The organism is Streptomyces phaeolivaceus, assembly GCF_009184865.1.
Classification (GTDB): Bacteria; Actinomycetota; Actinomycetes; order Streptomycetales; family Streptomycetaceae; genus Streptomyces; species Streptomyces phaeolivaceus.
Map to the genome: position 1 here is coordinate 5255660 of NZ_CP045096.1, position 23395 is coordinate 5279054.

General features: G+C 73.1%; 16 protein-coding genes and 1 pseudogene. 8 read left to right on the forward strand and 9 right to left on the reverse strand.

Annotated features, from left to right (window positions below):
* The first annotated feature begins 60 nt into the window (after nt 1–60).
* The 4 genes and pseudogenes from F9278_RS24760 to F9278_RS24775 all read left to right on the forward strand — a co-directional run.
* On the forward strand, nt 61–3996 hold the full coding sequence (locus F9278_RS24760; protein ID WP_226966911.1) for an nSTAND1 domain-containing NTPase: 3936 nt from the start codon (nt 61–63) through the stop codon (nt 3994–3996).
* A gap of 242 nt (nt 3997–4238) precedes the next feature.
* Nucleotides 4239–4787: a Uma2 family endonuclease gene (locus F9278_RS24765; RefSeq protein WP_226967324.1), complete on the forward strand. Its 549-nt coding sequence runs from the start codon at nt 4239–4241 to the stop codon at nt 4785–4787.
* A 149-nt stretch (nt 4788–4936) separates the two neighbouring features.
* Nucleotides 4937–6289, forward strand: coding sequence for a tetratricopeptide repeat protein (locus F9278_RS24770; RefSeq protein ID WP_152170289.1), 1353 nt, complete (start codon nt 4937–4939; stop codon nt 6287–6289).
* A 121-nt stretch (nt 6290–6410) separates the two neighbouring features.
* Nucleotides 6411–6776 (forward strand): annotated as a pseudogene (locus tag F9278_RS24775) (permease); the annotation flags it as partial.
* A gap of 254 nt (nt 6777–7030) precedes the next feature.
* On the opposite strand, the gene F9278_RS24780 reads toward F9278_RS24775, so the two are convergent.
* The 4 genes from F9278_RS24780 to F9278_RS24795 form a co-directional block, all read right to left on the reverse strand.
* Entirely contained in the window at nt 7031–7957 is a 927-nt protein-coding gene (locus F9278_RS24780; RefSeq protein ID WP_152170290.1) for a hypothetical protein, read from the reverse strand.
* Complete coding sequence (locus F9278_RS24785; protein WP_152170291.1) at nt 7954–8580, reverse strand: SigE family RNA polymerase sigma factor; 627 nt, start codon at nt 8578–8580, stop codon at nt 7954–7956. The genes F9278_RS24780 and F9278_RS24785 overlap by 4 nt, the downstream gene beginning before the upstream one ends.
* Before the next feature lie 139 nt (nt 8581–8719).
* The gene (locus F9278_RS24790) at nt 8720–9316 is read right to left on the reverse strand and encodes a hypothetical protein (RefSeq protein WP_226966912.1); all 597 of its coding nucleotides are present in this window, start codon (nt 9314–9316) and stop codon (nt 8720–8722) included.
* Between the two features lie 111 nt (nt 9317–9427).
* Complete coding sequence (locus tag F9278_RS24795; RefSeq protein ID WP_226966913.1) at nt 9428–10459, reverse strand: L,D-transpeptidase; 1032 nt, start codon at nt 10457–10459, stop codon at nt 9428–9430.
* 140 nt (nt 10460–10599) lie between these two features.
* Here F9278_RS24795 and F9278_RS24800 point away from each other — a divergent pair, with 140 nt between their 5' ends.
* From F9278_RS24800 to F9278_RS24810, 3 genes are all read left to right on the forward strand, one after another.
* The gene (locus F9278_RS24800; protein ID WP_152170293.1) at nt 10600–11103 is read left to right on the forward strand and encodes a SigE family RNA polymerase sigma factor; all 504 of its coding nucleotides are present in this window, start codon (nt 10600–10602) and stop codon (nt 11101–11103) included.
* Nucleotides 11093–11956: a L,D-transpeptidase gene (locus tag F9278_RS24805; RefSeq protein WP_152170294.1), complete on the forward strand. Its 864-nt coding sequence runs from the start codon at nt 11093–11095 to the stop codon at nt 11954–11956. The genes F9278_RS24800 and F9278_RS24805 overlap by 11 nt, the downstream gene beginning before the upstream one ends.
* Before the next feature lie 116 nt (nt 11957–12072).
* Nucleotides 12073–12888 carry a hypothetical protein gene (locus tag F9278_RS24810; protein WP_226966914.1) on the forward strand — a complete coding sequence of 272 codons (816 nt, stop codon included), beginning with the start codon at nt 12073–12075 and terminating at the stop codon, nt 12886–12888.
* Between the two features lie 260 nt (nt 12889–13148).
* Here the strand turns inward: F9278_RS24810 and F9278_RS24825 are convergent, their stop codons facing one another.
* From F9278_RS24825 to F9278_RS24855, 5 genes are all read right to left on the reverse strand, one after another.
* Complete coding sequence (locus tag F9278_RS24825; protein ID WP_226966915.1) at nt 13149–13886, reverse strand: L,D-transpeptidase family protein; 738 nt, start codon at nt 13884–13886, stop codon at nt 13149–13151.
* Between the two features lie 135 nt (nt 13887–14021).
* Nucleotides 14022–16853, reverse strand: coding sequence for an SdrD B-like domain-containing protein (locus tag F9278_RS47320; RefSeq protein ID WP_226966916.1), 2832 nt, complete (start codon nt 16851–16853; stop codon nt 14022–14024).
* 342 nt (nt 16854–17195) lie between these two features.
* A complete protein-coding gene (locus F9278_RS24845) occupies nt 17196–20015 on the reverse strand; it encodes a SpoIIE family protein phosphatase (protein ID WP_152170295.1) in 2820 nt (939 codons plus the stop codon).
* Nucleotides 20016–20431: 416 nt separating this feature from the next.
* Nucleotides 20432–20824 (reverse strand): SCO5389 family protein, encoded by a 393-nt coding sequence (locus F9278_RS24850; RefSeq protein ID WP_152170296.1) that lies wholly within the window; start codon nt 20822–20824, stop codon nt 20432–20434.
* A gap of 17 nt (nt 20825–20841) precedes the next feature.
* Nucleotides 20842–21888 (reverse strand): ATP-binding protein, encoded by a 1047-nt coding sequence (locus tag F9278_RS24855; protein ID WP_226966917.1) that lies wholly within the window; start codon nt 21886–21888, stop codon nt 20842–20844.
* A gap of 511 nt (nt 21889–22399) precedes the next feature.
* On the opposite strand from F9278_RS24855, the gene F9278_RS24860 reads away from it, so the two are divergent.
* Entirely contained in the window at nt 22400–23371 is a 972-nt protein-coding gene (locus F9278_RS24860; RefSeq protein WP_152170297.1) for a dihydrolipoyllysine-residue succinyltransferase component of 2-oxoglutarate dehydrogenase complex, read from the forward strand.
* Nucleotides 23372–23395: the final 24 nt, after the last annotated feature.

Here is a 23395-nt window from a genome sequence, read left to right on the forward strand (position 1 = left end):
TTACGCCCGTGTACAGGGCTACGTATGTTGACGCCTCCCAAGCGCGAAGTGGGTGCAACCGTGGGACGTCCTGAAAGACCGCTGGACCCGGCGACCGGGCCCGTGCAGCGCTTGGCCCACGAACTGCGGGAGCTGCGCCGGGCCGCCGGCGGCCCGTCCTACCGGGCGATGGCCGAGGACGCCGGTTTCTCCGCGACGACCCTCTCCCAGGCGGCGGGCGGCGAACGACTGCCCTCCCTCGCCGTCGTCCTCGGATACGTACGGGCCTGCGGCGGCGACCCCGGCGAGTGGGAGGCGCGCTGGAAGGAGGCCGGCGCGGCGGCCGTGGACGGCGGCGGGGACGCCCCGGCGCCGTACCGGGGTCTCGCCCGCTTCGAACCCGGCGACCATGCGCTGTTCTTCGGCCGCGACCGGCTGGTGGAGGAGCTGTGCGACCTGGTCGACGCGCACCGCTTCGCGGCCGTGTCCGGCGCCTCCGGCAGCGGCAAGTCCTCACTGCTGCGCGCCGGGTTCCTCCCCCGGCTCCGCGAGCAGATCGCCGGGCGGGAGTGCGAGGCGGTGCTGCGGGTGTTCACCCCGGGCGTCCGGCCGGCGGAGACGTACGGGCATCTGCTGACCGTCGCCGAGGGCGAACCGGACAGCTGGGTCGTGGTGGACCAGTTCGAGGAGGTGTTCACCCTCTGCCGGGACGAGACGGAACGGGCCCGCTTCCTCGACCTGCTGCTGACCGCCCGCGACCCGGACTCCCGGCTGCGGGTCCTCATCGCCGTCCGCGCCGACTTCGACGCCCGCTGCGCCGAACACCCGGGCCTCGCGGACGCGCTGCGCGACGCCCGTCTCGCGGTCGGCCCGATGACCGCGGACGAACTGCGCGAGGCGGTGGTACGGCCCGCGCAGGCGGCCGGACTCCTGGTCGAACGCTCCCTCGCCGCGACCGTCGTCGAGGAGGTCCACGACCGGCCCGGCGCGCTGCCCATGCTGTCGCACGCCCTGTTGGAGACCTGGCGCCGCCGCAGGGGCCGCATGCTGACGACGGCCGCGTACGAGGCGGCCGGCGGCATCGACGGCGCGATCGCGGCGAGCGCCGAGACGGTGTACGGGCAGCTGTCCGCGCCCCAGGCCGTCGCCGCCCGGCAGTTGCTGCTGCGCCTGGTGGAACCGGGCCGGGGCACCGTCGACACCGGGCGCCCGCTCACCCGGGAGGAACTGCTGGAGTGCGTCCATCCCGATGTGCCGGTGGTGGTGGAACGGCTCGCCCGCGCCCGGCTGCTGACCGTCGACGCGGAGGGCGTACGGCTCGCCCACGAGTCGCTGATCGGCTGCTGGCCCCGGCTGCACCGCTGGATCGACCGGGACCGCGAACGGCTGCGGCACCTCCGGCAGCTCACCGAGGCCGCCCGCGCCTGGCTGGAGCACGACCGCGACCCCGGCACCCTCTACCGGGGCACCCGGCTGGCCCGTACGGAGGAGGTGTTCCCCGACCACGCCCGGGACCCGGGGCTCACGGAGGGGGAACGGGCCTTTCTCACCGCCGCGTTCGACGCCCGCGCGGCGGAGCGCCGGGCCGCCGCCCGCTCCACGCGGCGCGCCCGGACCCTGGTGGGCGCGCTCTCGGCGGTCCTCGCGGTGGCGCTCGTCGCGGGGCTCGCGGCCTGGCGGCAGCACGACGACAACCTGCTCCAGCGGACGCAGAACACCGCGCGCCGGGTGGCCGCCGTCGCGGACGGCCTGCGCACCACCGACCCCCGCTCCGCGCTCCTCCTCGGGGTCGCCGCCTGGCGCATGGCCCCGCTCCCGGAGACCCGCCGCGCCCTCCTCGGCTCCCTCGCCCAGCCGGAGGTGGAGGCATTCTCCGACCCCGCGTCCGGCTTCCGCTCCCGGCGGTTCCTCGCCGACTCGGGCCGGGTCCTCCTCAGCGTCGACGACCGCACCTGGCAGACCTGGAACCTCGGCACCCGCCGCACCACCGCCTCCGGCGTCCTCCCCGAGGGCGAGGTCCTGGCCGCCGGCCCCGACGCCCGCGTCCTGGCCGTCGAGACGGGGGACGGCCGGATAGGCCTGTGGGACCTGCGAGCCGCCGACTGGACCGGTGGTCCACTGCCGGTGGCGGGGCGGGACGGGATCGCTTTCGGGGCTAGCGGGGACAGCTTCGTGCTGGCCGAGCCCGGTGCGCGTGCGGACGGCGGTGCGGGTTCGGCTGCCGGTGCCGGTGCGGACGGCCCGGCGGGTTCGGCTGCCGGTGCCGGCACAGGTGCCGATGTGGCTTCCGGCTCCGGTGCGGTCTCCGGTTCCGGTGCTGCCTCCGCTTCTCCCCCTGCCTCCGCCTCCGCCCCTGCCTCCGTCCCCGCCTATAGAACCGGCTCGGACGCCGGTGTCGTACGGGTGCGGTCCGTCGGGGACGGGCGGGTGCTGTTCGAGGAGCGGGGGGTCACGACGGCGAATGTGGCGGTGAGCGGGGACGACCGGCTGGTCGCCGTGTGTCCGGCGGGGGAGGCGCCGGAGGTCCGGGAGGTCGCCGGGCGGCGGGTGGTGCACGGGGCGTGGGAGCGGGCCCACGGGGTCTGCGGCGCCGGCTCGATGCTGGAGTTCGGCGCCGACGGCCGGTTCGCCCTCGTCGGCGAGGGCCGGGCGCGGGTGTGGGACGTCCGTACCGGTGACCGGGTCGCCGAGGTGCGCGACCCGGGTGTGCTGCGCGGGTCGTTCAGCGAGGACGGACGGTTCCTCGCGACCTTCGGCTCCGCCGACGAGATCAGGGTGTGGCGGCTCTCCGCCCCGGACGCCCCCGTCCTGCGCCATCCCCTCAACAACCAGAACGTGCACGGCCGCCTCGCCTGGGACCCGGGCGCCCCCCTCCTGCGCTACACGGAGGGCAGCACCGCCCACACCCTCGACCTGACGGCCACCGTCACCGCCGCCTGGCGCGACCGGCCCCTGGCCGGCGTCCTGATCAGCCCCGACGGCCGGGTCTACGCCACCGCCGAACGCACCGGCACCGGCCTCGCCTTCGCACTCCGCGCCACCGGCGACGGCCGTCTCGTCCGCACCCTGCCCACGCCGCCCCGGCCCGCCCCGGTGGACCATGTGTCGCCCCCGCCGCTCGCCCCGGGGGACGTCGTCCCGCGGATGGCGTTCAGCCCCGACGGCAGCCGGTTCGTGTACGGGGTCACCGCGCCCGGCAGACGGTCCGCACCGCAGCGGTTCACCGTCTGGAACCTGGACCGGGACCGCTGGCAGAGCGCGCTGGACCTGGGGCGGACCCAGTCCGGCACGGCGGTGACGGCCCTGGCCCTGAACCGCGACGGCAGCACCCTCTTCACCACCCGGACCCCGGCCGCCGGCGAACAGAGCAACGAGCGGTGGAACACCGTGACCCGCCGCCGGGCCGCCTCCCTCACCGGACCGGACCTGGCCAGCTCACGTCTCGCGCTCAGCCCCCGCGCCGAACTCGTCGTCGGCGACAACCGCGTATCCCGTCGCGTCACCGAGCGCGGCGCCGCCCTGGACCTGGTCCAGGGCGACCACATCAGCGCGCTGGCGTTCAGCCCCGACGGGAGTCGGCTGGCGGCGGGCGACCGTACCGGCCGGGTAGCCCTGTGGGACGGGGAACTGCGCCGCCGGGCCGGTGTCCTGCGCAACGTCTTCCCGGCCCCGCTCGGCCGGACCGCGGAGGCGGTCACCGCGCTCGCCCTGAGCCCCGACGGCCACACCCTCGCCGTCGGCGGCGACGCCGGCACGGTCCAGCTCTGGGACACCACCACCCAACAGCCCCTCGGCGGCCCGCTGCCCTCCCCCGGCGAACCCATCGCCTCCCTCGCCTTCAGCCCCGACAGCGCCACCCTCTACGCCGCCGGCACCCACGTCCCCCTCCACCGCCACACCATCGTCCCCACCCGCACCCTCACCCACATCTGCGCCCGCGCCGGGAACGAGAACCTGACCCGGGCCGAGTGGTCCACGTACGTCCCGGACGCGCCGTACCGGAGGGTGTGCGACTGAGGGGTGCGTTCGGAGTCGGACACCGCTCGGCACAGAAACGTAACGGCACAGTCGTTCGAGTGAACGGCTCCGGATTCCCTCCGCGAGCTTCCGGCCTAAGCTGAGACGTCGTGCTGAGCGAACGGAGGTCTGTCATGACGACGGCGGAGCCGATCATCATGCCGGGATACCAGGGCGAGTACGTTTCCGGTCCCTACGACGATCCCGACGATCCCGATGGTGACGACGAGGGGCGCTTGCCCATGGGCGGCGCGAGTGTGCAGCAGGCCTTCGCCTTGTTCAGCGCGGCGGCCCCCGAGGGTTGGCGCGTGGAGCTGATCGAAGGGGAGATCTGTGTGACACCTCCGGCCAACGGGGAGCACGAGGAGATTGTGTCGGAGGTCAACCACCAGGTGGGCCGGAAAGCCGGCGACGCTTCCTTGCGCAACTACACCGGCATCGGCCTGGATGTTCCCGGCGCCTCCGAGACAGGTCATGTCATCCCCGACCTGGTCATCGCTCCCAAGGGGAGCTTCGGCGACCAGGGGGAGTGGCACGACCCGTCCGCCGCTCTCCTCGTCGCGGAGGTCACCTCGGACAGCACGGCCGTCAAGGACCGGGACAGGAAGATCCATGGCTACGCCCGGGCGAACATCCCCGTCTACCTCCTCATCGACCGCGAGGAGGGCCAGGTGATCGTGTACTCGGAGCCGTCCGGCGACGAGTACACCAAGGGCGCGCAGCACAAGATGGGCCTCGTCGTCCCCCTGCCCGCCCCCCTCGGCTTCGAGCTGGACACCGCCGAGTTCTGAGCCGGTGGCGATCTGAGTGGTTGAGCAGGCGACTTGAGCGTACTTGACGCGTCGCTCAACGTAAGACTCCGGTCTCTCAACGGCAAGAGTACGGAGGGGAGTTGGGGTAAAGCGGCCGGTGTAACCGGGGTTACTGGCATGCTTACGCCATGGCAGGTACGGCCGAGCGTGACGATCCCGAGGTCATCGGGCGCAGAGTGCAGCAACTGCGGACGGAACGGGGCCTCACACAGCGTCAGTTGGCGGAACCGGCGTACACCCCGGCGTACATCTCGACCCTGGAGGCCGGCCGGGTCCGCGCCTCCGAACCCGCCCTGCGGCACATCGCCGAACGCCTCGGCGTCGGCTACGAGGAACTGGCCACCGGCCGCCCCGCCGGCTTCGCCACCGAGCTGCGGCTGCGCCTGACCGGCGCCCAGCGCACCCTCGCCAGCGGCGCCACCGAGGCCGCCGCCGAGGGGTTCACGGTCGTCCTCGCGGAGGCGGAGGAGTACGGCCTCGTCCCCGAACAGGCCGACGCCCTGCTCGGCCTCGGCGAATGCGCCCTGGAGACCGGCGACCTGGAGACCGCCCAACTGCGGTTCGAACAGGTCGAGCAGCGCCTCGGCGACGCCCCGCTCCCGGCCCGCGTCCCCGCCCTCCGGGGCCGCGCCACCGCCCACTACCTCGCCGGTGAACTCCGCTACTCCTGCTACCTCTACGAGTCCACCCTCGACGAGCTGAACCGCAACGGCCTGCACGACCCCGACGCGTTACTGCTCCTCTACACCGGCGTCATCGCCCCCTACATGGACATGGGCGCCCACGCCCGCGCCGCCCAGGCCGCCGAACTGGCCCTCGCCCTCGCCCCGCGGTCCGGCGACCCCGCCCTGGTCGCCCGGATGCACCGCTCGGTCGCCCGGACGATGATCGCCGAGGGCCGTGTCGCCGAGGCCGACGCCTCCCTCGCCAAGGCCTCCGAGCTGTACCGCCAGCTCCAGATCCGCACCGAACTCGCCAACTGCCACTGGATGCGCGGCTATCTGCACGCCCAGAACGGCGACTACGCCCGCGCCGAGGAGGAGCTGCGCGAGGCCCGCCGCATGCTCTCCGCCAAGCGCGCCGCGCTCTACACCAGCCAGGTCGCCGTCGAACTCGCCGACGTCCTGCACCGCCGCGGCAAGTCCGAAGAGGCCGCCGAACTGCTCCGCGAGGTCCTCAGCGACCTCAGCTCCGAGCGCGGCGCCCTGCACTCCGCCGCCGCCCACCGCCTCCTCGGCATCATCGCCGAGGACGCCCGGAACGCGGACACCGCCGAGGAGCACTACGTCCGCGCGCTGAGCCTGCTGGAACGCGCGGGCGCCGCCGGTGACCTGGCCGACCTGTGCCGCCTCCTCGGCGACCTGTACCGCCGCACCGGCCGCGTCGAGGCCGCCCTCGACGCCTACCGCACCGGTCTCGGCCACCGCACCGCCCCCGGCACCACCACCCTCGGCCCGGCCCCCGCACAGCCCCCTCTTTGACGATTCCGGGCCACCGCACAGCCCCGCTCCATAGTTTCCTCATGTGGAGACCGCGGAGCAGCACCGGAGCACAGGGGAGCGCGGAGGCGTCCTCGCGGGCGTACGACCCGCCGTCCGCGCCCTGCTCCACGCCGTACCCGGCGGCCTCGCCCTCCTCGCCATCGCGACCGCCGCCTCCGTCCTCGGCCCGGTGGTCGCGCTCGACCTGGCCACGCCCGCGATGGCCGCCTGGTGGACCGTCTTCACGGCGATCGTCGTCCAGGGCGTGCCCTTCCTCCTCCTCGGCACCCTCGTCTCGGCGGCGATCGCCGCCTTCGTGCCCGAGCGGGTCTTCACCCGGCTGCTCCCCCGCAACCCCGCGCTCGCCGTGCCCGTCGCGGGCGCGGCCGGTGTCGTCCTGCCGGGCTGCGAGTGCGCCTCCGTCCCGGTGGCCGGAAGCCTGATGCGACGCGGGGTCGCGCCCGCCGCCGCCCTGGCCTTCCTCCTGGTAACTCACCCGCCTCCTGGTCTCCTGCTGCGCCGCCGACGCCAGCCCCTACAAGGTCGAGATCCGGGACGCCGGCGCCCCCACCGCCGACGCCTGGGTCACCGTCACCGGCGTCTGGCACCCCAAGGGGGAGCCGGGCTCCGAGAAGTCCTGGCCGCCGGTCCTGGACGCCGGGTCGGTACGACGGGTCGCCGAGCCGGACAACCCGTACGAGAAGCGCTGACTCCGGGGCGGTCAGGGGCGGGGGAGGGGGCTCAGGGGCCGAAGTCCATCTCGGCGATCACCTTGCCGTTCGCGTCGTAGACCGCGACCTCGTGCACGGGGTCCTGGAAGTCGAGGGAGCGCGCGAGTTCCTCCGGGACCTTCACATGGCCGTAGTAGACGCCCCAGCCGGTGTCGCCCCTCAGGCGCAGGACGGTGCCGTCGACGACCGTGCCGTCGTAGGCGGTGATCCGCACCCCGGCGGCAGCGGTCCGGACGCCGTAGAAGAGGCCGTGGACGGTGTAGCCGCTGGTGGCGGAGCCCGAGCCCTGCATGGTGAGGCCGGGTTCGGTGGTGTCGAGGTTGCCGTCGACCAGGCTGCGGAACTCGTCCGGGCCGAACGCCCCCGTGTCCGGGTCCGGATCCCGCCAGTGCTTGCCGTCCTCCGTCAGCCACAGTTCCGTACCCTGCTCGGTGGTCACCCGCTCGTCGACCGCGACGATCCGCACCTGCCCGGCGCCCGGCGTGAAGACCCCGGTGGCGCCGGTGGACCCGGAGCCGCCGGTGGATTCCGAGGACCTGGTGGGCGTGGGTGTGGATGTCGGTGTCGGTGTCGGCGAGGGGGAACGGTCGGCGCTCGCCTGCGGTGGGGCCATCGGCTGGACCGTGGAGGAGGGATCGTCGGGGCGGAGGGTCAGCGCCACGACGAGCGGGATCAGCAGCAGTCCGCAGCCCGCGCCCACCGCGGCGGTCCGGCGTCGCCGCCGGCGCCTGCGGCCGTCCCGCTCGATCGCCTCCAACGGCACCGGCGGCGGCGTGAACCCGTACGCGGCCTCGGCGAACGCCTCCCGCAGCAACTGCCCGGTGTCGGCACCGTGTTCGCCGGCCACGCCCGCGCCGGTCTCGGTCTCGCTCTCTGTCTCTGAGTCTGTGCCGGTCCCGGTCCCGGTCGGGCCGGTCCCGGAGGTCGGGTGGTTCATGGGCGGGCTCCGGGGACGGGCGAGGGGGGCGCCTGGGCGAACGGGGGAGAGGGAGCGGAGGTGTGGGTGTCCCGGGCGCCGTCCCCGTGGGGGGCGGCGGCGAACGAGGGGTGCGCGCGCAGGGCCTGAAGGCCGCGTCGTACATGGGTCTTGACCGTGCCGAGCGAGCAGCCGAGCAGCTGGGCGATCTCGTTCTCGCTGAGGTCCTCCCAGAACCGGAGCACCAGCACGGACCGCTGCCGGGCGGACAGTTCGGCCAACGCCTGGGTGACGGCGGCCCGTTGGGCGATGGAGTCGGCGTGTCCCGCGTGCCGCTCGTGCACCCGTTCCGGCAGGAACGGTGTCAGCAGATGGGCCACGCGTCTCTTCCGTACGCGGCTGATGTTGTTGTTGACCAGCGAGCGCCGCACATAGAAGTCGACGTCGTCGCGCGGGATGCGCCGCCAGCGGGCGTACACCTTCGCCAGCGTGGTCTGCACGAGGTCCTCGGCCTCGTGGAAGTCGCCGGTCAGCATGTGCGCGGTACGCACCAGGCGCGGCCAGGCCGCGGTGGTGTACGCGGCGAAGTCACCGCCCTCGGGTGGTCCGGGGTTCTCGTGCGGTCCGGAGTTCTCGTGCGGCACGGACGACGGTCCTCGAAGTCGGGAGTGGGGGAGCGTGCCGTGCGGACGGGGGAGTGGTCAAGTCCCCCGCCCCCACGGTCACTTCGAGCGTCAGGTCAGGTCAGGTCAGGTCAGATCGGGTCGGACGGAATCGGTCGGGTCAGGTCAGCGGCAGCTGGGCGTAGACGCGGCCCTTGGTGTCGAGGACGGTGACCTTGCGGAGGAAGTCCTCCGAGCCGCCGTCCGAGGGCAGGTCCGCGATGGCGTACCAGACGCCCCAGCCCGGCTTCCCGGCCAGCTCGATCAGCTTGCCGTGGACCTTGCCCGTGCTGGTCGCGATCTCCACACGGGAGGCCGTGCCCTTGCCGCCGTAGTAGAGGCCGGAGAGGTAGTAGTGCCCTTCGAAGCCGCTTCCCTGGAGGGTCACTCCGGGCACGCTCGGGTCGACGTTGCCGTCGACGATGCTGCGGAACTGCGGGAAGTCGGGCATGTCCGGGTCCGTCCAGTGCTTGCCCTCGGCCGTCAGCCACAGCTCGAACCCGGGCGCGGCGACGACATGCTCCCCCGGCGCGACGATCCGCGCGGTCGGCGCCTTCGTGGCCTTGGCGGCCTTCGCCGCCACCGCGGCTGCCGCCGCCGCGCCGGTGCCGTGCGCCGTCTCCCCCCGCGAGACGGCGTACGACATCGTCGGCGCCCCCGCCAGCAGCGTGGTCAGCGCGGCGACGGCGACGTATGTGTGCATCCGCTTCATGGTCATGAACGGACACCCCCCTGGTGTGCATGGTCGGTGTGTTGGTCTGACACTCCTGGAAACTCCTGAGGTGCCCGGGACGGATGACACCGGCGTACGACTTTTTTCGCCGCCTTCTCAGTTCAGCGCGCTGCCGTCCTTCCACCGCTCCCAGCTCAGGTTCCAGTCGCCGTACCCGTTCCCGACGGCCACGGTCTCCGCGGAGCCGGTCACCTTCACCACGTCACCGGGGACGACCTGGTCGTAGAACCGTTTCGCCGTGCCGTCGGCCGCGAGGCCCACACACCCGTGGGTGACGTTCCGCCGGCCCGCGTACGTATTCGCCTTCGGGTTCTCGTGGAGGTAGGTGCCGGAGGCGGTGAGATGGACGGCGTAGGAGTACCAGTCGGCGTACGAGTCGCCGTAGCCGACCGTGCGCGAGTCCATGAAGACCTTGGGCTGCTTGTCGGAGACGACCATCGTGCCGTTCCAGGTCTCCATGCCGGGCGCGCCCGCGGTGACCGGGACGCGCTCGGTCGAACCGTCCTTCTCCACGGTCATGGTGTGGCGGCGCACATCGACCGTGGCGATCAGCGACCGGCCGACGCCGAAGTGCCGGGTGAGGCCCTCGCCGACCTGGACGGTGACCTTCGTACCGGGCTTCCAGTAGGCGCGGGGACGGAAGTCGACGCGCTGTCCGTCGGCGAGGTCGCGGTCCTTCACCCAGCTCCAGGAGCCCTCGGTGCCGGGGTCGGTCGTGACCTTCAACCGCCGTTCCACATCTGCCCGTTCGGCCTCCGGGACCGGACGGTCGAAGGTGACGGATATCGGCATGCCGACACCCACGGTCTGCCCTTCCGCGATGTTCACACGCGCGCCGTCGAACGCCTCCGCCGCGCTCGGGCTCGGGCTCGGCCTCACGTCCACGGCCTCGGTGCCGCCCCCGCCCCCGGTCCCCGCGCCCGCCCCCGTCTCCGCGTCCGTCTCCGCGTCCGTCTCCGCGTCCGCGCGGGCGTGGGTCTCCGGTATCGCGCTCGGCCCCTCGACCCGTACGCCTTCCCCGCTCCCCGCACAGCCCGTGAGCGCGAGCGCGACCGCGCACGCGGCCGTCGCGGCGAACAGGTGCGCGAGGCGCCGGGCCCGCAGGGTCCCGGTGGCTCTTCTCCCCATGGTCATGGTCTCCCCCAGATGTCTTTCCCGTGATGTGTTTCGATGAGCGGCGTACGGCGGCGTACGTACGGGACCTGTACGCACGACGGGGGCGACCGGGTTGCACGGCGATCCAAGGGACTTCGGACAACGGCGGGGGCATGACCGAGGAAGAGTTCGACGCGTTCTACGCCACCGCGTTCCCCCGGCTGACCGGCCAGCTCTACGCCTTCACCGGGGACCACGGCGAGGCGCAGGACGTCGTGCAGGAGGCCTTCGTCCGGGCCTGGGACCGGCGGCGGGACTTCCTCGCGGAGGGGGCGCCCGAGGCGTGGATCCGTACCGTGGCGATGCGGCTCGCGGTGAGCCGGTGGCGCCGGGCGCGCCGCTGGCTGGAGCTGGTGCGCCGCGATCCGCCCCCGGATCACACGCCGGGACCCGATCCCGAACGGGCGGTGCTGGTCGAGGCGTTGCGCAGGATTCCGGAGGCACAGCGGATGGCGGTGGTTCTGCACCATCTGTGCGACTTGAGTGTGGAGCAGGTAGCCTCCGAGACCGGCGCCCCCGTGGGCACGGTCAAGGCCCGGCTGTCCCGTGGCCGGGCGGCGCTGGCGCGCGAACTGGCCCCCGGCGCGGGTGCGAAGGAGGACGGCCGTGTCCGATGAACTGACCGTCCGGCTGCGCGAGTTGGCGGAGTCCGTCGAGGCCCCGCCGCCCGGGTCCGGCGCCGAGATCCGCGCCACCGCCGGCCGCCGTCGGCGTCGCCGCCGTACGACCGCCGCCGTCGCGGGCGGCTGCGTGGCGGCGGGCATGGCCGCCGTCCTCACCCTGAACGTCGCCTCCCACGGCAGCGAACAGCACCCGCCGACGGCGTCGCGCACCACACAGAGCGCCACGCGAGCGGTTCCCGACGCCACGGTGGACCTCTCCCGCCGCGTCCTCACCGTCGCCGGCCGCGAGCTGCCGGTCTCCACCGGCACGGCCCGGACACCGACACCGACCGGCCTGATGACCGTCACGCTCAAACGCGGCTCCAAGGTCGTCCCCGCCACGACCGTCGGCCTCGGCCTCGGCGACGAGTACGACCTGAAGCTGTCGTGGGTCCTGGAACTGACCCCGATCGACAAGACCACCGGAAGGGCCGGGGCAGAAGCGGCGGAGGCGCCGGCGGAGGCGACGGCGGAGGCGCCGACGGAGGTGGCGGCGGAGACGGCGGAGGCGCCGGAAGCGACCGATGGAACTGACGGGACCGGTCCGACCGAGGACACCAGCCTCAGCCCCAGCCCCAGCCCCACTCCCAGCCTCGGCCCCGCCGCGAACGCGATCTGGATCGCGGCCCTCACCTACAACGAGAAGGCCCCCGGCGCCCACGACACCACCTCCGGCTGGATCGGCCTGCGGAGCACCGACGCGCAGTGGCTCTACCGGCGGCTGTCGGAGGGCGCGCTGGTGGAGATCCGGGGCACGGCGCCGACCGCCCCCGCCACGGACCCCGTGCCGACCCCCGGCCTGGGGTAGCCGCCGGGGGAGCCGTACGAGGGAGTCGCTCACCCGTACGCCCTCGTGCGCTGGTGGGCGGGCCCGAGCGGTGCTGGCGTAGGAGCGGAAACGTCGTGCTCCCGGGAGGCTCCGCCATGCGTCGTGCGTACCGTGTTCTCGCCCGGGTCGTGGTCCTCGGGATGCTCGCGGGGGCGACGGCCTGCGTCGCGAAGGACCCCGGGCATCCGCGCGGCTTCCCGGAGGCGGCCGTCGTCGACGACCCGGCCACCGCCTCGCCGTCGGCCCGGCCGAAGCCCACCCTGACCGACGCGCGCGCCCGCAGCGCGCTGCTCCGCCAGGACGACCTGGGCGAGGCCTGGGCCGGCACCCAGGGCGCGGCGACCTGGCGGGACGGTCTCCTCAAGGGCCGCACCGACCGCCCCGAGTGCCAGGAACTCCTGGACGCGGTGTACGCCGAGGACGTCCTCGGCAAGCCCAGGGGCGGCACGGCCGTCACCGGCTTCGACGACTACGAGTACGGCGCCCAACTCCGCTACCAGGTGGGCGAGTACGACAGGGCCGACGTCGACGCCCGCCTCGGCCGGCTCCGCCGGATCGTCGACAAGTGCGGGGAGTTCACCATCACCGGGATCCAGGGACAGGAGTACGGCGCCGAGGTCGTCCCCGTCGAACTCCCCGGCGACCTGGGCGACGCCCGGCAGGGCCTGCGGCTGATCGTCAGCGGGGCGGTGGAGGGCGAGGACAGCGCCCTCACCCTCGACCTCGCCACCGTGCGCGTCGGCGACACGGCCGCCCTCCTCACCCACGGCGGCCTCTACGGCATCGACGACACCGCCACCCGAGAAGCGGCCCAGGCCGGCACCCAACGCCTCCAGGACCTCCTGAAGAAGGAACAGCAGGAGAAGAAGGGCAAGAAGAAGCCGAAGCCCCCTCCGCCCTCGGCGGCGTGACGCATGTGGTAGCCGGTGCCCGCGAAGCCGTCCGCCGCGGAGGGGACCACGCGGATCGTCACGTTCTCCCTCTCGGAGGCCCTCAGGAGGTGTTCCAACTGCGCGCGGGCGACCTTCGGTCCGCCGGGGGTTGTGGCTCGTCCACTCGCTCACCGAGGGGCGCTGGGGCACCGCCCCGGCCGTACCCGTACCCGTACCCGTACCCCAGGGCCCGCCCTGCCCCGACGGCAAGGCCGTGTGGTTCGACCTCGCCGCGCCGCTCAGCCCCGTGCGGCCGACCGTTCCGTGCCCGGCTTCACACCCCACACATACACCTCGTCGCCCTCGTGCATGATCCGCCACAACCGCTCCGCGTCGGCGTAGCGGAGGTTCACGCAGCCGTGGGAGCCGCCTCGGAAGAGGTCGTCGAGGACGCCGTGGAAGGCCTGGCCGTCGTTGAAGAACTGGGCGAACGGCATGGGCGCGTTGTCGTACAGGTCGGAGTGGTGGTCACGGTTCTTCCAGTAGACCGTGTGCCAGCCGGTGCGGGTCTCCTGCCCGTCCCGGCCGGTGCGCGCGGGCACCGGCCGGTAGATCACGCGGTCGCCCTGCTGTACCCACACCAGCTGCCGGTCGAGGTCCACACAGGTCACCTGGTAGGTCCGCACCGGGCACTTCCCCGCCGCGTTCGGGTTGGCGCGGGCCTGCACCACCAGCATCGTGCGGTAGGTGGCGAGCCCCGCGTACCCGTCGGCCGGTTTCACGCCCGCGCGCTGCTGGAACGCGCGGATCGCCACACAGTCGGCGGTGGACTGCCGGCCGTCCGCCACCAGCTTGAGGTGGCGTTCCAGGTCCCACTGGTAGGGGCCGGTCCGCGCGGTGCACTCCGGCGCGGGCGCCGACGCGAGGGGCGCCGACGCGATGGCGGGTGCCGTCGTCCAGCCCAGCAGGGCGGACGACAGCACCGCGACCACCTTCACCCGTATCCGGGTCTTCCGTGTCCTTCGTCGGGTCGTCAACGCGGCCTCCGGTACTCGCTCGCACACTCACTCGCCGAACCCCTTCTCAGAGATACGGCATCGCGAGCGCCCCGGAGACGTCGTGCTGGGCCGAACGGGCACGTCGGCCCAGCAGTCCGTCAGCGCGTCAGAGCGTCAGCACTTCTTGCCCTTGCACGGCTCGCCGCGCACGTTGAAGAGCTTCACGGTCAGCCCGTCGCCGGCGGAGGCGTTCCTCGGGGTGAGGACGTACGGCCCGGTGACCGGCTGCTTCGGCTTGAGATAGCCCTCGGGGACATCGGTCTCCACCAGGTGGTACGTGCCGGGCAGGAGCGAGCCGAACGAGCAGCGGCCGGTGCGCGAGCTGGCGCAGTCGTTGACGAACCGGTCCTTCCTCAGGCCGTACCGCTGGAGGCCGCGCACCCCGTTGGTGTCCTGCCACAGCTCGAACACCGCGCCCGGCAGCGGCTTGTCGCTCTTCTTGTCCAGCTTCACCAGCGTCAGCCGCACCGACTTGGTGAGGCCGGCGTCGACCGTGTGGTTCACATGGCCGGGGTCGCCGACCCGGACCGTGGTCCGGCCGTACGCGTCGACGTCGGAGTCGATCGCGCGGTTCGAACCGGCGTCCTTCACCGTCCACTTGAGGGAGGCCCGGCTCGGCTTGCCCGGCAGCGTGCTGGTGTCGACGCCGCCGTAGTCGAAGGAGACCCGGTAGGTGGTGTTCGGCTTCAGGCCCTGGGCGCTGCCGATGTAGTACTCGCCGCCCGCGTCGGTGACCGCGGTCAGACCGCGGTCCGACAGCGACGACGTCGTGTCGAGCTTCACCCTCACGCCCTTGACCGGCGGTTCGGACGGGTCCTGGACGCCGTTGCCGTTGACGTCGTACCAGACCCGGTTGCCGATCTGGACGGGCGCCCGGTCGCAGACCAGCTCCAGGTCGGCGAGGCCGTTGCCCTTGCCGAAGAGCAGGGCGCGGCCCGCGGCCTTGTCGCTCCAGGTCCGCTGGACCGTGAGGTTGCCCTCCGTCTTGCCCTTGTCCGCGTTCCAGCGGCGGACGCCCTGCTCCCAGGGGTGCGGGTCGAACGGGTCGTAGACCGTGCTCCACAGCCTGTTCCGGTACGGCTGGAGGGCCGTGCCGCCCTGGGTGACCTGGTCCTCGTGGGCGCCGTCGAGCCGGGTCGAGTCGGCGTAGAACTCGCCGTGGCCCGGCCCCTCGTCGTTGTTCGGCAGCGCGCCGTAGAGCGCGTCGCAGCGGGCGTTGTTCTCCAGCGTGTACGTCGTCCGGGACGTGCACACCCGCAGGACGTCACCGGCGGCGATGGCCCTGACCAGGGTGTTCTTGCGGGCGTTGAAGGGGTACGTCGCCGTGCCCTGCATATCGGCGAAGCGGTCCCGGAAGCCGAGGATCAGGTCGCCGTTGTCGGCGATCTCGATGTTGGCCAGGATCGGCTGCGGCGCGGAGACGAAGGAGAGGGGGCCGGGCTCGGGGACCCGCTGGTTCCAGGCCTCCCACATGGCACTCAGCGGCTGGCCGACGGTGGAGGGCTTGAAACAGCCGTGGCCGCCGGAGGCGGGACCCGTACGGGGTGCGGGGACCGTCTGCGGTGCGGTGCTCGTGTGCGGCGCGGTGCTCGCGTTGGGGGCGGGGGCCGTGTGCGACCCGGTGTCCGACCCCGTGTGTGAACCCGTGTGCGAGCCGGTGTGCGGGCCGGTGTGCGGGCCGGTGTGCGACCCCGGCTGTGAACCGGAGTGGGCCCCGTCGACCCGGTAGGCGCAGCCGCGCGGGTAGTTCATCGCCGTGTGGAACAGGGGACTGAACGACCCCTTGGTGAACTCGTAGACGTGCGAGGTGACTTGCGACGGGTCGCCCCACGGCACCTTCCTGGTGACCGTGTTCTCCGCGCCGCACACCCCGCCGACGAGCACCCGCCCACCGCGCACCCCGATGCCGTACGGGTGCCACGAGCCGGCGCACTCCTCCGGCCGGGGGATGACGTGCGACCGGTAGCGGCCCGGGTAGACCCCGTCGCCGTTGCCGTGGATCGGCACCGCGTACAGCCGGGAGTCGTTGAGGCTGACCGCGTACAGGGTCCTGCCGTCACCGGAGACGTCGACGTCGCCGATGCCCTCCCGGCCGACCCTGCTGTAGACCGGGTTGTCGCGCAGCCAGTGGTCGGCCTCGTCGTGCTCGGTCAGCAGGCCCGGCAGGGTGACGAAGGTGGTCACCCCGGAGGCGCTGTTGCGGCGGTAGATCGTGTTGGTCGCGCCCGCCGGACCGTACGCCGCGTGCCGCTTGACCAGCGTGCCCATGTACGTGTTGCCGGTCCGGTCGTTGCCGATCCCGAACACGGCCCCCTGCTGGGTGTTGTTGGTCAGCGTCTCGACCGTGCCGCCGGGGTGGGCGCCGGAGAAGTTCCCCGGGAACCGCGTCAGACCCTTGTGGGTGTCGGGCGCGTCGCCCTTGGTGAGGTTGCAGGTCACCAGGTCCGGGTTCTCCTGGCAGTAGACCCCGGGCTCCCAGAAGCCGGTCGTGTACGTCGTGCTCCGGCCCCCGGCGACATCCACGACGCCGACGCCGCTGCGCATCACGTAGGGGCCGTCGCCGAGCCCCGCGAGCGCGGGCTGCAGGGTGCGCGGGTCGGGGTTGTAGGCCTGGACGCGGTACTTGGCGCCGCGCAGCGGGGTGGCCGACGGCTGGAACCAGGCGATGCCGTACGCGTTGGTCGTCCGGGTCACCACGGTCCCGTGGTCGTCGGTCAGCGTGACCCGCACACCCTCCCGGCCCTTCTCCAGACCGTGGTCGTACGTCCCGTCGGTGTCCACGTCGTTGACGACGCGTACGGTCACGTTGCCGTCGCCGGGTGCCCTGCCGTCCACCGTGCTCCTGGCGCCGGGGGCGGCGGGGACCGCCTCGCCGGCCAGTCCGACCACCAGCGCCGCCGAGACGGCCAGGGCCAGACCCACACCCCCCGGAGTTCTTCGCTTCACGCCACGTCCCTCTTCTCGTGATGTCTGCCGAGGCGACGGAGCCCGATGCCCGAAGCCGACCCCTGCATTCATATGAAGTGCCAACCGCCACTAATCAGGCCGAACGGGGCACGGGAGGGCCGGAGGGCGGGCCAAGATGTCGGAAATGTGGAGATTCGGGAGAGGTGAGGGGGCGGATGTGGGGCTGGACGAGACGGGCGGGAGAGTGCGCCTGACGGTCGGCGAGTTCACCCGCGTGGCCCAAGCAGGCCGTCCTCGCATGGCGTACCGCGCCGAATCACGGTAGGCCCCGGGCGACGGTGGGACGGGCCCCGGCTCCGCGGCGGGCCGTCGTCAGAAGGATCAGAAGGACGGGTCCGGGTCCGCCAGGGACTGTTCCGCCCAGATCACCTTGCCCTCGGGCAGGAAACGGGTGCCCCAGCGCTGGGTGAACTGGGAGATGAGGAAGAGACCCCGGCCGCCCTCGTCGGTGGTGCGCGGGTGGCGGAGATGGGGCGCGGTGGCGCCGCCGTCGAACACCTCGCAGATCAGGGTGCGTTCGAGGACGAGCCGCAGCCGGATGGGCCCGGCGGCGTGCCGGATCGCGTTGGTGACCAGCTCGCTGACGACCAGTTCGGTGGTGAACGCCAGCTCGTCCAGCCCCCACACCCCAAGCTGCCGTGTGGTGGTCTTGCGGGCCTCCGCGACCAGCGCCGGGTCGGCCGGCAGCTCCCAGGAGGCGACCCGGTGGGCGGGCAGCCGCCGGGTGCGGGCCAGGAGGAGGGCGACGTCGTCGGTGGGGCGGGCCGGGGCGAGGGAGTCGAGGACGCGCTGGGCGTGCCGTTCGAGGGAGGGCTCGGGCCGGGCCAGGGCACGGCACAGCGCCTCCCGGGAGGACCCGGCGAGCAGCCCGTCGGTGTGCAGGGCGATCACCGTGCCCTCGGGCAGCTCGACCTCCATCGCCTCGAAGGGCTGCTGGTCGACACCGAGCGCCGGTCCCTCGGGCAGCCTGGGGAAGGTGACCGTGCCGTCCGGGGCGACCAGGGCCGGGGCGAACGGCCCGGCGGCGGCCATGGCGCATCTGCCCGACACCGGGTCGTGGACGACGTACAGACAGCGCGCCCCGACCGTCTCGCCGCTGCCGCCGCCCGGCTCGGCGCCCTCCTGCCGCGCCGACTTGGCGACCATGTCGTCGAGGTGGGCGAGCACCTCGTCCGGCGGCAGATCGAGGTCGGCGAGGGTACGGACGGCCGTACGGAGGCGGCCCATGGCGGCGGCGCCGTCGATGCCGTGGCCCGCGACCTCGCCGACGACGAGGGCGACGCGGGCGCCGGAGAGCGGGATGACGTCGTACCAGTCGCCGCCGAGACCGGTCAGCTCGTCGGCGGGCCGGTAGCGGGCGGCGACCTCGGCCGCGTCCTGCTCGGGCAGCCGGCGCGGCAGCAGGCTGCGCTGCAGGACGAGGGCGGCGTCGCGCTCGCGCGTGTACCGGCGCGCGTTGTCGACGCAGACGGCGGCCCGGCTCACCAGCTCCTCGGCGAGGCCCAGGTCGACGGCGTCGAAGGGGTCCAGGCGGTCGCGGCGGAAGAACGTGGTGATGCCGAGCGTGATGCCCCGCGCCCGCACCGGAACGATCATCACACTGTGCAGTCCGAGTGCCTCCACGGGCACCGCCCGGCCGCCCGGGACCGCCGAGGCCCACTCCGCCGACAGCGGGTCGAGCCGGGGCTCCGACCAGGACCGGCCGTCGACCAGCGCCCGTACCGGGGGCGAGCCGGCGGTGTACGCGGCGAGCGCGCCGATCTCCAGGACGGCCTCGGGGACGCCGGCGTGCACGGACTGCTGCGCGATCCGCCGCAGCGGGACGGAACCGTCGCCGAGGGGGCCCGGCTCGGCGCCGCTCAGCACGGAGTCCAGCAGGTCGACGGTGACGAAGTCGGCGAGCGCGGGGACGACGACGTCGGCCAGCTCCTGCGCGGTCCGCCGTACGTCGAGGGTCCGGCCGATGTGCTCACCGGCCCGGTCCAGCAGGGCGAGGCGGGTGCGGGCGCGGTGCCGCTCGGACACGTCGATCACCGTGTAGTACACGCCGATGGGGCGCCCGAGGTCGTCTTCGAGCCGGGTGAACGACATCGCGTGCGCGGTCTCGCGGTACGGCGCCGACCGCACCCGGCCCACGTGTTCGTAGTCCAGCACGGGTACGCCGGTCTCCAGCACCTTGCGCATCTGCGCCTCGATGCGTTCGGCGTCCAGCCCCGGCTGTACCTCCGCGAGCCGCAGCCCCACCCGCTCGTGCGCCTGCCCGCCGCCGAACCGCTCCAACGCCGCGTTCGACCACACGAACCGCAGCTCCGTATCCACTATCGCGATCCCCACGGGCGACCACGCCGTCATCCGCTCCAGCACATTGCGACTCATGTCCCACCCGGGCGCCTGCGTCGCATCGGAAACGAGAGCGACCCAGTGGGCGGTGGGGGCGTGGGGGGTTTCCTGGGCCTCGGAAGCGGGGGCCGGCGCGGCCGGGGCCGGTGAGGCCGGGGGTGGCGAGGAGGAGGGGCGCGGGTGGGAGCCGGGGGCGGGGGAGAAGGGCAGACGGGCGGATGGGGTCGGGTGCGCGGATGGAATCGGGTGCGCGGGCGGGGAGGGGCGCCCGGATGGGGAGGGGCGCGCGGACGGGGAATGGGGTGCGGGCGGAGATTGGGGTGCGGGGGCAGGGGTGGTCCGCCGGACCGACGGTCGGCCGGGGTGCTGCGCGGGGGAGGGGCGGGCTCCAGGCTCCCGGGCCGGGGCGGCGGAGGGCCGTGGGGTTCCCGGCGCCGAAGCAGGCACCGGCCCGGCCGGAGGCGCGGTCGCCGTCGGTGGTGGCGTGGGTGCCTCCCGGGTGGGGACGACCCTGACCATCACCCTGAGGCGGTGGCCGTCGCGGTGGCGGGCCGTGAGGATGCCGGACCAGCCGCCGAGGGCGCGATGGGTTTCGGCCAGGCGGCCGATGTGCTCGCCGTCCTCGTCCACCAGGAGCGTACGGACGCTGCGGCCCAGGATCTCGGCCGCCGGATAGCCGAAGAGCCGCTCGGCGTCCCGGGTCCAGCTCGTCACGAACCCGTCCGCGTCGATCAGCAACGGCGCGGCGTCGGCCACGTCGAAGCGCTGACGGGAAACGGCACTGTCCCTGTCGGTCCCCACGGCGACCCTCTCTGTCGCTGAGACGCCCTCGGACACCATTATTCACCTTGTGTGATCGCAGGCAGGCCAACTTGTGACGGCGCAAATCACACGGCCGCACGCCGTGGCGCACGGACCGGCACGCATCCGGCCCCCCACCAGGCACCCGACCGCCGCGCACGAGCCCGACACCACCGGGCGCGATCGGGCGCGATCAGGCGTGATCGGGACGAAGCCGCCCGCACGAACAGCCCGAAGCCGCACACACGGACGCCCCCGCCTCCGCCCGCCCATGCCGCCGTACGCCGGTAATGCGCCCCCGTACGCCCCCCAAGCTCCGGCGTGTCGAATCGACCGCCCCCTCCGCGGGAGGGGTGCGGAGGGGGCGGTCGATGGCCGATTCCGGCCTGTCACGGGGGCCGGCCGGGCCGGGGGCGTCAGCAGTCGCGGAACTCCGGCGACTGGTTGAGGATCTGCGACCGCAGCGAGGTGAACCGGGCATACGTCGCCCCGCCGCGCGCCTCGGCCGGGAAGACCGCCACCCGGTGGCAGTTCTGGAAGGCGAGCGCCACCCCGAAGTGCCGCTCCAGGCTCCCCCGGATCGCGTCGCTGGACAGCGCCCGCAGCAGCTGCCCACGCTCCCGCTCCGACGGCGGCGGCGTCCGGTTGTCCGCGAACTCGGCGGTGCCCGCGCGCAGTTCACCGACGAGGGAGGCGATCAGGTCGTACGCGTACGGCAGCGACGTACGCACCGTTTTCACGAACTCCTCCTCCCGCACCTCGCCCTTCTCGGCATCGGCGAGCAGCTGCGGGGAGACGTCGAGCGACATGGATGTTCCTGTTCTGATCAGAAGGAGACTATGGAGGGGATGGCGGGCGTGGCGGGGGCGGAGGGCTCGGCGGACCCGTTGTCGGACCCGGCGGACCCGCTGTCGGACCCGTCGGCGGCCAGCGCCTGCGGACCGTGGCGGAACCCGGGGTCCACCTGGGCGGCCAGATCGTGCCCGGTGGCGTCATTGGCCCAGGCGGCGGCGTTGCGGAGATGGAACTCGACGGCATGGCGCTGGAAGGCGGCCCAGTCCTTCGTACGGGCGTCGACCGCGTCCTTCAGCAGGGTCAGCGCATGCAGGTTGTGCGCCTCCAACTCCCCGCGCTCCCGGCCCTGTTCCTGCGCGCGGACGTACGACGACTGCACGCAGTACGCCAACAGGTCGTCCCCGACGTGCTCCTTGAGGAAGAGCAGGTCGTCCTCGCCGGTGACCTTGTTGCCGACGACGGCGACCGGGACGCCGAACTCGGCGGCGTGCTCCTGGTACTGCCGGTACACCGACACGCTCTTCCGTGTCGGCTCGACGACCAGGAAGGTCATGTCGAACCGGGTGAACAGCCCGGAGGCGAAGGCGTCCGCGCCGGCGGTCATGTCGACGACGACGTACTCGCCGGGCCCGTCGACGAGATGGTTGAGATACAGCTCCACCGCGCCGAGCTTGGAGTGGTAGCAGGCCACCCCGAGGTCGCTCTCGTCGAACGCGCCGGTGACCATGAGCGGCACCCCGTCCACGCGCTCGACGTGCCGGGCGTGGATCTCGTCGTCGCCGAGGAGCCGCAGCAGCCGCGAACCCCGGCCCGGCGGGGTCGTCTTGACCATGGCCGCACGCGAGACGATCCGCGGGTTGGTGCCCCGGAGGTGGTCCTTGATCTCACCGGTCCGCGCACTCAGCGGCGGCGCGCCGAACTCGTCCCCCTCGTCGAGGCCGAGCGCGTGCGCCAGATGCTGGTTGATGTCCCCGTCGATCGCCACGAGCGGCGCGCCCGAGCGGGCGAGGTGCCGGGCGAAGAGCGCCGAGAGCGTCGTCTTGCCGCTGCCGCCCTTGCCTACGAACGCCACACGCACGGACCGTCACCCCGCTCGCTCTCGTGTTCGTTCTCGGCGGCACCCTCGACGCCGATAATGAAAATGGATGTCATGAACGTAGGGTCGGGAGCGGGGGACGGGATTGTCAAATCCGCCCCATATCGACTTCCCTGGCAACTCCCCTTCGCCGGGTGGCGAGTTGGCGAACCCTTTGCGGTTCGTCGACCCGGCGTTGGGACGCCCGTGAGCCCCCCATGGGCCCCCGGAGGCACTGATTCCCTTTGTGCCCGATATATGCCTCGGGTGTGGCGCGGATGTGCCCGAGGGGCTGTCACGGGCCCGGCCCCGACCGGCGTTTCCCGAGGTTGACAGCCCCTACCCCTTGGTAAACGATGTGCACACCCTGTGGCTCAAGTGACCCCTGAGCCCGGTGTTTTCTTCGACCACCCACAGCCCCGGCGCGGCCTCCGGCCGCCTCGTGCTGCCGTGCTGCCGCCGCGCCCGGGGTTCTCGTACGTTCCGACGTTCCGAGTTCGAGAATGGGATCTGCATGTCCATAGCGAGACGTGTCATCGTGAGCCGCCTGGTGGGGACGGGCATCGCCGCTCTTGCGCTGAGCGCGGCGGTCTCCGGCCCGGCCTTCGCCCACGACACCCCCGGCGGCGGCGACGGCTGGGGCAAGAAGAGCTACGCCCCCGGCCAGGGCGCGGGCACGCCCACCGAGACCGACCGCTGCGAGTTCTCGCTGGACGGCGTGAAGTTCGCCGACTGGGTCAAGCTCGACGACCAGAACCTCAAGCCCACCGACGACGGCAAGGTCCACATCAAGGTCCGCGCCGCCGCCGACGCCACGACCTGCACGGTCTCCCTCGCGTCCTACCTCGCCCACGGCCCGACCTTCGCCACCTCCGGCGAGCAGGTCTTCGTCGACTTCGACACGGTCACGGTCAAGAAGGGCGCGACGGACTCCCTCGACATCTCCGTCCCCGACGCGGGCTGCTACGCGCAGATCGACCTCTACCGGGGCGCCGTGAAGTTCGACGGCAAGCTCGACGCGAAGGACGGCTTCGAGCACGGCGACGTCCCCAAGGGCCCGGACCGCCCGGTCATCAAGGACAAGCTGATCGCGGCCTGGAACGGCGGCACGAAGGACTGCACGTCGGAGGAGCAGCCCCCGGCCGAGGAGAACCCGCCCGCCGAGGAGCAGCCCCCGGCCGACGACCAGCCGCCCGCCGAGGAGAACCCGCCGGCGGACGAGCAGCCGCCCGCCGACGACACCCCTCCGGCGGACGCGACCCCGCCGGCCGGCGACACCCCGAAGACCGAGTCCTCGCCCTCCCCGTCCCCCTCGGACTCCACCCCGGCCGCGCCCAACCCCAACGGCGGTGAGCCCGGCGACCTCGCCGAGACCGGCGGCGGCAACGCCATCCCGATCGCGATCGGCGCGGCGGGCCTGGTGGCCGCGGGCGGCGTCATCTTCGTCGTCACCCGCCGCAAGGGCGCGAACCGCACGGCCCAGTGACGGACCGCCAACTCGTGTAGACGT

What these genes read in the sequence shown, in the direction of transcription:
- F9278_RS24795 (WP_226966913.1), bottom strand. Translation starts at nt 10,459, where the DNA reads ATGGGGAGAAGAGCCACCGGGACCCTGCGGGCCCGGCGCCTCGCGCAC.
- F9278_RS24800 (WP_152170293.1), top strand. Translation starts at nt 10,600, where the DNA reads ATGACCGAGGAAGAGTTCGACGCGTTCTACGCCACCGCGTTCCCCCGG.
- F9278_RS24850 (WP_152170296.1), bottom strand. Translation starts at nt 20,824, where the DNA reads ATGTCGCTCGACGTCTCCCCGCAGCTGCTCGCCGATGCCGAGAAGGGC.
- F9278_RS24810 (WP_226966914.1), top strand. Translation starts at nt 12,073, where the DNA reads ATGCGTCGTGCGTACCGTGTTCTCGCCCGGGTCGTGGTCCTCGGGATG.
- F9278_RS24780 (WP_152170290.1), bottom strand. Translation starts at nt 7,957, where the DNA reads ATGAACCACCCGACCTCCGGGACCGGCCCGACCGGGACCGGGACCGGC.
- F9278_RS24765 (WP_226967324.1), top strand. Translation starts at nt 4,239, where the DNA reads ATGGGCGGCGCGAGTGTGCAGCAGGCCTTCGCCTTGTTCAGCGCGGCG.
- F9278_RS24790 (WP_226966912.1), bottom strand. Translation starts at nt 9,316, where the DNA reads ATGACCATGAAGCGGATGCACACATACGTCGCCGTCGCCGCGCTGACC.
- F9278_RS24860 (WP_152170297.1), top strand. Translation starts at nt 22,400, where the DNA reads ATGTCCATAGCGAGACGTGTCATCGTGAGCCGCCTGGTGGGGACGGGC.
- F9278_RS24770 (WP_152170289.1), top strand. Translation starts at nt 4,937, where the DNA reads ATGGCAGGTACGGCCGAGCGTGACGATCCCGAGGTCATCGGGCGCAGA.